Below are 9026 nucleotides of genomic sequence, written 5' to 3'. Positions count from 1 at the left end.
ATCCCGTTCGCAACTCCCGGTTTCTTATTCATTGAACGATCTCCTTAAAAATCTCTAGGAAACCGTCCGCACCCCCGAGCAGAAATCGGGCCAAAATGGTGCGTAGATTTGCACCCTGTTGTGGGCCCTCCACTGAAATCTTAAGTAAATGGATAGAACGCGAAAGCCCGCATCGCAGAAAAACATGCGATGCGGGCTAAGTTCGCGGCAGCTAGCCATTGCCCTGGCCGGGCAGCTAGCTACCCGTACTTACCCGTTCCCCTGGCCGGTGGGCGCGGGATTGGGATGGGCGCCGCCGCCCGAACCGCCAGAGCCACCCGATCCGCCCGAGCCGGAGCCGCCGGAACCTGAGCCGGCCGGCGGAGTGCTCGGGGTGGGAGTGGGCGCCGGGGCGATGCCCACGGTAATGCGCATCTCGGTATCGCGCTGCACCACGGTACCCGGGGCGATGCTCGCGTCCACAACCTTGCCAACCTTGGCCGGGTCGCTGACTTCTTGCTCGCCTTGGCCCACCACCGTGAGGCGAGCATCGCGCAGCGCCGCCCGCGCTTCATCCACGCTCATTCCGCGCACATCCGGAACCGCCACATTGCCGCTGGCCACCTGCAGCTTGACGGTGCTGCCCGGCTTCACGCTTTCACCCACATTCGGGCTGGTGGACACCACCCGGTCGCGGTCCTCGCTCGGATCATTGACCTGTTCCATACCGCCCACGGTCAGCCCCGCCGCCCGCAGCGCCTGCGAAGCCTGATCCGTGCTCATCCCCACCACATCGGGAACCTGCACGGCCGAGGGCCCGGAGGAGAAGTGCAAGGTCACCCGGCTGCCAACATCCACGGTGCTCCGCATCGCCGGGTTGGAGGATACAACCAGCCCCTTGTCCACGGTATCGCTGGAAACATCCGTACCGCGCACGAATTCCAGTCCCAAGCTGGTCAGCTGCTGGCTGGCCTGCACCTCGGTCCACCCCGTCATATCGGGAATCGTCACCTGCGCCACCGCGGTCTCGGTGGGCTGCGGCTCGGCGGAGTCGCCGCGGCCGGAGAGGAAGAACCAGCCCAGAATCCCCAGGGCGATAACAAGCAAAGCCACCCCGCCCCAAATGAAGGGCGCACTGGACTTCTTCTTCACCGGCGGTTGCGCGCCGGTTGCCGATGGGTCGTAGCCAGGATAGCTCCCGGTGGGGTAGCTGCCTGTGGGGTAAGCCCCGGGATAGGCGCCCGTCGGGTACCCGCCCGGGTAGGTGGGCGCGCCGCCCGGCTGCGTCGTCGTACTAGAAATTGCACCGGCACCGGCGCCGGCGCCCGCACCGCCCGCGGCACCGCCGGGGCTTCCGGCAGTCGCGGTGGGATAAGCAGTAGTGGAAGCGGGGCGTGTATTAGCGGCCGAATATGCTTGCGTGGCAGCCGTGGCGGCATTCGCGCCCGCGCCGCCGGCCGCGGCACCCGCCACACCAGCGCCCGCAATAGCACCGGCTCCCGCGATACCAGCCCCCGCCCCGTACGCATTCCACGAGGAAACCGCCGGGGCGTCCACGCCTTCCCCGCGCGCCGCGGCCAGCAGGTCCGCGCGGAATTCAGCGGCGTCCTGGTAGCGGTCCTCGCGGCTCTTCGCCAGGGATTTCATGACCACGCGGTCGATGGCGTCCGGGATATCGGAAGCGATCTGGGAAGCCGGCTTCGGGGTTTCCGACACATGCTGGTAGGCCACCGCCACCGCGCTATCGCCCACGAAGGGCGGGCGCCCGGTGAGGAGTTCGTAGAGCACGCAGCCGGTGGAGTACAGGTCCGAGCGCGCGTCCACCACTTCGCCGCGCGCCTGCTCGGGGGAGAGGTACTGGGCGGTGCCCACCACGGAATTGGTCTGCGTCATGGTGGCGGCGGAATCGGCGATGGCGCGCGCGATCCCGAAGTCCATGACCTTCACCTTGCCGCCGGTGGTGAGCATGATATTGCCCGGCTTGATATCGCGGTGAATGATGCCTTCGTGGTGGGAGTATTCCAGCGCGGAGAGCACGCCCACCACGATCTGCACGGCCTCGCCGATGGGCACCGGGTCCCCGCCGTGCAGCAGGGAGGCCACGGTGCGGCCCTTGACGTACTCCATCACGATATAGGGCAGCGCCAGCTCGGTGCCGCCCGCGGAGGTCACGGTTTCCTCGCCGGTATCGTACACGGACACGATGGAGGGGTGGTTGAGCGCGGCCGCCGATTGGGCTTCGCGCCGGAAACGGGCCAGGAAGGTGGCATCTTGCGCCAGGTCGGTGCGCAGGATCTTAATCGCTACCGTGCGTGAGAGCCGGGTATCGTAGCCGAGATGTACTTCGGCCATACCGCCTCGACCGATGATGTCGCCCACCTGGTAGCGGTTGCCGAGTACGCGGGGGATATCATTCACGTCGCGTCACCTTTCTGCTGAGCATCTGCTTAGTTCACCTTAGCTTCAAGTACTGTGCGGGCAAGGGGTGCGGCAACGGAGCCGCCGTCGCCATTCCACACCGCATTGCCCGAATTTTCCACGATCACGGCCACGGTATAGGCCGTGTCCCCGATGGTCGCATTCCCCACGAACCACGCGTGCGGGGGGATATCGTTCGTGATTTCCGCGGTCCCGGTTTTCCCGGACGTTTCAATCCCGGGGAGGGTGAAAAGATACCCGGTGCCGTGCTTGACCTCATCAACCATCATCTGGTGCATATAGCCCGCGGTTTGCTGGCTCATCGCCCGGGAGAGCACTTCCGGTTCGCTTTCGCTCACGGGTTCAAGATCCGCGGTGAGGGTGCGGCGCACCAGATTCGGTTTCATCACGACGCCGTCATTAGCAATCGCCGCCCCAACCATCGCCATCTGCATCGGGGTGACCCGAATATCGCGCTGCCCGATGGAATCCATGGCGAGCGCGGCGGCATCTTCCGGCGCGGGGAAACGCGAGGCGGACACAGGTAGCGGCGTGGCAAGCTCGCTATTGAAGCCGAATTTTTCGGCCTGCGCCACCATTTTTTCCGGGCCCACCTTGATCCCGCCAATCGCGAACGGGGTATTGCACGATTGCGCGAAAGCCTCGGTGAGTTTCACCTGCCCGGAGCCGTCCCCGCAGGCGGCCTGCCCGGGATTCCACATATCGTGCGTGGTTCCCGGCGGCACGAACGTGCGCGGGGCCTCCACCAGCGAATCGGGGGTGAGCCCGAGGTTTTCGATCATCGCGGTGGCGGTGAGGAGTTTGAAGGAGGAGCCGGGTGCGTATTGGTCGCCGCCGGTGGCCCGGTCGATGAGCGGCGTGGTGGGGTCGGCTTCGAGGGCCTGGTAGTTCTCGCGCGCGGCCGCGGTATCGTGCGTGGCTACGCCGTTCGGGTCGAATCCGGGCGTGGAGACCTGCGCCAGAATATCTCCGGTGCGGGAATTAAGTACGACGACGGCGCCGCGCTGGTTACCCAGCGCGGCGGCTGCGGCCTCCTGGAGCTGGGGGTCGATAGTGAGCTCAACGCCCCCGCCCTGGGGTTGGGAGCCGGTGATGAGTTCTTCGATACGCTGACCGGCCAGGGAGGAATCCGAGCCGCCCAGCACGGGGTTCATGGCGCGTTCCAAGCCCGTCATCGAGTTATGAGCGATGGAGTAGTAGCCGGTGAGGTTCGAGTAGATCTCCGGGCGCTCGTAGACGCGCAGGTAATTGTAGGCATCGTCGATGGGTTGGGAGGAGACGATGGATTCCCCGGCCACGATAATGGGACCGCGCTGGGTGCCGTATTCGCGGTAGAGCGTGCGCACATTCCACGCGTTGGCATTCAGGCTGGCGGCCTGGAAGAACTGGATTGCGGTGGTCGAGCCGGCCAAGCCTAAGAACATGACCGCGATGACCGCGACGAGCTGGCGGATAGGGCGATTCACGGGCGCACCACCTCCGTGCGAGCGCCGCCGGCCGAGCTTCCCGGGCCGCGCGGGGCGCGGCGCGCGTCGTCGTCGCCCTCACCATCGCCCTCATCAGCGTTCCCACGCAGGATCGCGAGTTCGTCGGTGGTGGGCAGCGGGCGGGCTTCTTCGGGGCGGCGCGCGGTGTGCGACATGCGGATAAGCAGCGCGATAATAATCCAATTCGTCAGCAGCGCCGAGCCGCCGTGCGCGAGGAAAGGCAGAGCCAGGCCGGTGAGCGGGATAATGCGCGTCACCCCGCCGATGACGATGAAGCATTGCAGCCCGAGCACGAAGGAAAGCCCGGAGGCGAGGAGTTTGCCGAAGCCGTCGCGTGATTCCAGGGCGACCCGCATGCCGCGGCTGATAAGAAGCAGGTAGATGCACAGGATGGCGCCCACGCCCACCAGCCCGAGTTCCTCGGCAAAGGAGGCGTAAATGAAATCGGAATGCGCCGCGTACACCAGGTTCGGGTAGCCGCGCCCGAGCCCCGCGCCGAAGAGCCCGCCGGAGGCCATGCCGAAGAGCCCCTGAACCACCTGGTAGGAGCCGCCGACGGCATCATAAAGTTCGGGGTCGAAGGGGTTGAGCCAGATGGCGAAGCGCGCCTGCACGTGGGAAACCGTGGTGGAAATGAACCACACGCCGCCCACGGTGAGGAGGCCGCCGATGGCCAGCCAGGAGACCTGCTCGGTGGCCACCCACAGCATCGCCACGAACAGCCCGAAGAAGAGCAGCGCGGTGCCGAAATCGCGTTCAAAAACGAGGACGCCCATGCACAGCGCCCAGGCGATGAGCACCGGGAGGATATGGCGGGCTTTGGGCAGGCGAATCCCCAGGATTTTCGGGCCGGCCAGCGCCAGGTTATCGCGTTCGGTCACGAGGTAGGCCGCGAAGAACACCGCGAAACAGATTTTCGCGACCTCCGCCGGCTGGAAGGACATCCCGCCCACCGCGATCCACAGGCGCGAGCCGTTGAGGGTGCGGCCCAGCGGGCTGAGCGGCAGCAGGAGCAGCACCACCCCGGCGATGAGGGAGGTCCACATGTAATTTTGCAGCACCCGGTAATTACGCACCGCGAGGATGGTGATGGCGAAGAACACCAGCGCCCCGGCCGTGAGGATGAGCTGGCTGCGGGCGTGGTTGGTATCCGCGGCGGCGTCCACCCGGTAGATCATGGCCAGGCCCAGCCCGTTGAGCGCGATCGCGCAGGGGAAGAGCACCGGGTCGGCGTAGGGGCACAGCGCGCGAATGAGCAGGTGACAGGCGAAAACCAGGGCGGCGCCGGCGCCCACCACCAGCGCGAAGCTCGGCGGCAGCGCGGCAGTACCCGCTCCGGCAGCATCCGCTCCTGTAGCAGGCGCTCCGGCATTGCCCGCGCCGGTATTACCCAGCCCGGTCCACACCAGGTAATAGGCACCCACCCCGATGGCTCCGGCCAGGAGCAGCAGGGTGATCTCGGGCCAGCGGCCGCGGCGCGTGCGCGGGGGAACCACCGTGCTCATCGGTTCTCTCCCGGGTTCGCGGGGGCGGGGGCGTTTGCGGCGGGTGCCGGCGCCGGCTGTTCTGGCGCGGGCGCGCTCTGCCCGGGTGCCGGGGTGGTCGCTCCCGGTGCCGGCGCGGCCGAAGCGCTGGGCGCGGGGCTCGCGCTCGCGGGCGCTGGCGTAGCTTCGTTGTTCTGGGCTTTTTGTTCACGCAGGGCGGCGACGACGGCGCGCGCTTCGCGCAGCGAAGCGCGCGTGATGGGTGTGGCTAGCCGATCTTGGGCCACCGGGGTGAGGTCACGGACCTGAAGATCAGTAGCTTCCGCTGCGTGGGAGAATTCCAGCGGGCCGAGCCGCTGCGGGATTCCCCGGTAAATCGTGACGATGCCATTGTTATTGGCCACGTAGTAGCGGCTTTGGGTCCAGCGGTAAGCGCCAAAGAGGCCGGCCACCGCCAGGCCCAGGATGGTCAGAATAACAGCCAGGCGTGCTCCCCAGCGCGCGCGGGGCGCCCCCTCCGCCCCCGAGTTTCCGCGGCCTGCACCGGATCCGCGGCCGGCATTACCTGCATCAGTCGCGGAGCTATTTTTCGCGTTTTTCTTGGCGCTTACCTTCGGGTGGGCACTTCCGGGCGCGGCGGTGGAATCGCTTGAGCTGTTGGACACCCCGGGAGTTTCACTATTGCCGGCATCGTTGTGGCTACCCGCACTAGCGCCGCCCGCAGCACCAGCCGCATCAGCGCCGCCAGCCCCGGCACCTGCGCCAGCCCCGACATTCGCATTCCGCGTCAGCGTCGCCGCTTTGGCGGCCGCGGAATTCCCCCCGCGGGTGGGCCGCCGGTAATCGCGCGCCGCCGAACCCACCACGATCGGCTGGGAGGGCAGCGGGCTGGTAAGTGCGGCGTCGTCAATAACATCCGCAAGAATAACCGTGACGTTATCGGGCGCGCCGGCCGCCAGCGCCAAATCAATGAGATGTTCGCCCAGCTGGTGCAGATCCGGGATCGCGCACATGGCGTGCTCGATGGTGTCATGCGCGACCACGCCGAACAGGCCGTCCGAACACAGCAGCCAGCGGTCCCCCACCCGCGCTTCCCGCACGGATTCATCCAGCTCCACCTCGCCGGGAGTATCCCCGAGCGCCCGCATAATCACATTGCGCTGCGGGTGGTGCTCAGCTTCCTCCGGGGTGAGCCGGCCGTGATCCACGAGGTACTGGACCAGGGTGTGGTCATGCGTAACCTGCCCGAGCTTCCCATCCCGCAACAAATACGCCCGCGAATCACCAATATGCACCATCGCGAGCTTATTCGAGGCGCGCAGCATCGCGATACAGGTGGTGCCCATGCCCGCCATTTTCGGGTTCTCCGCCACGAGCGCGAGCATATCGTCATGCGCGGCCTCCACCGCGCGGCGCAGCAGCGGCAGCAAATCATCGGCGGCGTGCACATCATCCACCGCCACCAAATGACCCACCGTCACCGACGAGGCGATATCCCCGGCGGCCGCCCCGCCCATCCCATCTGCCACCACGAGCAAATGAGGCGAGGCGTAGCCACCGTCCTGGTTATTGGAACGAACCAGGCCGACATCGGAAAACGCCGCGTAGCGTAGCTGAATACTCAAACTTGTAGCTCCATCGTGGTTTCCCCCACCTGAATAACAACGCCGGGGTCCAGCGCGGCCGAGCCGTTAATGCGGATCCCCCCTACCAGGGTACCGTTTGTTGAGCCCAGATCCTCCACCCAGCGCCGGCCCTCCGCCGCGAAAATCCGGGCGTGATGCCCGGAAGCATACGTGTCATCCAGGACGAGCGTGTTATCCGGGGCGCGCCCGATATAGACCGGTTGCGAGCTGAGCGGCACCGCGGTTCCCAGCAGCGGACCGCCGGTCACCACCAGGTAGACGGGCCGTTCGACGGGCGCGGCAGGCGCTGCGGGGGAGTCGTTTTCCGCGGGGGCGGGCGCGTGGATGCTGCGGCGTCGTGCCGAAAGAAGAGAAGAACGACGGCGCACGTCCGTTCCCAGCACATCGCGGCGCACCGTCAGCACGACGGCGAAAATGAACAGCCACAGCAGCGCTAGAAAACCGAAGCGCAATAAGGTTATTGCGAGATTCATGAGGCGGAGGCCGTTCCGGTCCAAAACATAATGTGGGTGCGGCCGATGGTGATGGTATTGCCGTCCACCAGGGTGGCCGCGCTAATGCGGTGGCCCTCCACGAAAGTGCCGTTCGTGGAGTTGAGATCCGTGGCGATCACGCCGTTCGGGGTGACCTGGAGTTCGAGGTGGTGGCGGGAGATGCCAGAATCGTCCACGCTGATATCGCAATCGGAGCCGCGGCCGATGATTGCGGTGGTGCCGGTGAGGAGGTAGCGGTCCCGGCCCACCTGGATGAGCGGGTTTTCCTCCGTGCCGGCGCTGCGAGTGGCCGGGGCGATGGCGCCGCGCTGCGTGGTTGTCCGGGTGCGTGCTGTTCCTTCGCGCAACTGGGGATCCTCCTCGAATGTGATCTCAATCGGGCCGACGAAAAGATAGTCCTGTTCGGTGGCGTATTCCACCGCGGAACGGGCGAGTTCCTCGCGGAGGGCTTCCTGGCCCCAGGAATCCACCCGGGCCAGATCCGCCGGGGCGAGCGCAACAGTAAAAACATTCGGGGCGACGGTGCGGTCGCGGGACAGCTCCGCGGCATCGCGCGTCATGGCCTTTTTGATGTCGGTGAGGATTTCCACCGGCTTCAGCTCGGACTGGAAAACGCGGAACGCCCCGGCGACGGCGTTCTCCACTCCTTTTTCAAACTTCCCGAGGGCGCCCATGGCCCTGCCCCTTCCCTATTCCTGTTCGCTTCTGTAGCTTCTCAGCCTTTGTAGCTCGTCAAGCTTCCGCGGCCGCTGAAGCTTCGTGAGCCTGTGTAGCTTCGTGAACCGTTGCGGCTTCTCAAGCTTCTGTAGCGCTCAGCCTGTGTAGCTCGTCAAGCCTCCGCGGCTTCTATAGGCGACTGTAATCGCCCGCGCCGGTGCGCCGCTACCTTCCGCGCCGTGAGCGGAGCGGGTAGTGGGGCGACGACGCCCAGCTGGCAGTGCGGCGCTGCGACGCGTCTCACGTAAATTCGTGCTGCAAAAACTTGGACTAATCGGGGATGAGACGATAAGCTCATACGTGCACTTGCTCAAGTGGCGGAATAGGCAGACGCGCACGGTTCAGGTCCGTGTGCCCGTGAGGGCGTGGGGGTTCAACTCCCCCCTTGAGCACCACAGTTGATATGAGCTCCGCTGGCATTGCCCATAGCGGTTTTGGCGATATCGCCCCAAATGTCATTACCCGGCATGACCCCTAATTTTCCATTGCGCTCTACAGCGTTGTGCCGTACAGTTATCGCCGGATAGTTCCTTTCTTTCATGGGAATATCCTTTCCGACAGAGACCCCGGCGCTCTCACCGCCGGGGTCTTTGATTTCAACTCTGGACGGCAGCACCGCGGGTTGAAAGATCAATAGCGATCCCACAACAGGGTGCAAATCTACGCACCATTTTGGCCCGATTTCTGCTCTGAGTTTGCACTACGCAGCCCCGACCGTCCGGAATTTGCACTATGTTTGCCCTTGACTTGGTGACGAGCCTTCATCGCGAACAAAGTGTA

The 9026-nt window shown here is 65.5% G+C and carries 7 protein-coding genes and 1 tRNA gene; 1 reads left to right on the top strand and 7 read right to left on the bottom strand.

Annotated features, from left to right (window positions below; all coding sequences use genetic code 11):
- Nucleotides 1-249: 249 nt before the first annotated feature.
- The 6 genes from pknB to ACRQFC_RS09095 are packed head-to-tail and all read right to left on the bottom strand — an operon-like array spanning nt 250 to nt 8203.
- Nucleotides 250-2397: a Stk1 family PASTA domain-containing Ser/Thr kinase gene (pknB, locus tag ACRQFC_RS09120; RefSeq protein WP_284897475.1), complete on the bottom strand. Its 2148-nt coding sequence runs from the start codon at nt 2395-2397 to the stop codon at nt 250-252.
- A gap of 29 nt (nt 2398-2426) precedes the next feature.
- A complete protein-coding gene (locus ACRQFC_RS09115) occupies nt 2427-3884 on the bottom strand; it encodes a penicillin-binding transpeptidase domain-containing protein (protein ID WP_284897473.1) in 1458 nt (485 codons plus the stop codon).
- Nucleotides 3881-5410, bottom strand: a complete 1530-nt coding sequence (locus ACRQFC_RS09110; RefSeq protein WP_435713188.1) for an FtsW/RodA/SpoVE family cell cycle protein — start codon at nt 5408-5410, stop codon at nt 3881-3883. Before ACRQFC_RS09110 ends, ACRQFC_RS09115 begins: the two co-directional genes overlap by 4 nt.
- Entirely contained in the window at nt 5407-7014 is a 1608-nt protein-coding gene (locus ACRQFC_RS09105; RefSeq protein WP_284897469.1) for a PP2C family protein-serine/threonine phosphatase, read from the bottom strand. The genes ACRQFC_RS09110 and ACRQFC_RS09105 overlap by 4 nt, the downstream gene beginning before the upstream one ends.
- Nucleotides 7011-7508 (bottom strand): FHA domain-containing protein FhaB/FipA, encoded by a 498-nt coding sequence (locus tag ACRQFC_RS09100; protein ID WP_087070128.1) that lies wholly within the window; start codon nt 7506-7508, stop codon nt 7011-7013. Before ACRQFC_RS09100 ends, ACRQFC_RS09105 begins: the two co-directional genes overlap by 4 nt.
- Entirely contained in the window at nt 7505-8203 is a 699-nt protein-coding gene (locus ACRQFC_RS09095) for an FHA domain-containing protein (RefSeq protein WP_087070127.1), read from the bottom strand. The genes ACRQFC_RS09100 and ACRQFC_RS09095 overlap by 4 nt, the downstream gene beginning before the upstream one ends.
- Nucleotides 8204-8554: 351 nt before the next feature.
- Here ACRQFC_RS09095 and ACRQFC_RS09090 point away from each other — a divergent pair.
- Nucleotides 8555-8641: transfer RNA gene (locus tag ACRQFC_RS09090), tRNA-Leu, on the top strand.
- Here the strand turns inward: ACRQFC_RS09090 and ACRQFC_RS09085 are convergent.
- Nucleotides 8620-8787: a hypothetical protein gene (locus ACRQFC_RS09085; RefSeq protein WP_284897468.1), complete on the bottom strand. Its 168-nt coding sequence runs from the start codon at nt 8785-8787 to the stop codon at nt 8620-8622. The two genes, ACRQFC_RS09090 and ACRQFC_RS09085, sit on opposite strands and share 22 nt — an antisense overlap.
- Nucleotides 8788-9026: the final 239 nt, after the last annotated feature.

It is taken from the genome of Actinotignum inguinis, from assembly GCF_051265835.1.
Lineage (GTDB): Bacteria > Actinomycetota > Actinomycetes > Actinomycetales > Actinomycetaceae > Actinotignum > Actinotignum timonense.
The sequence above is the reverse complement of the archived record's forward strand: the minus strand, read 5'-3'. Positions and strand labels throughout refer to the sequence as shown.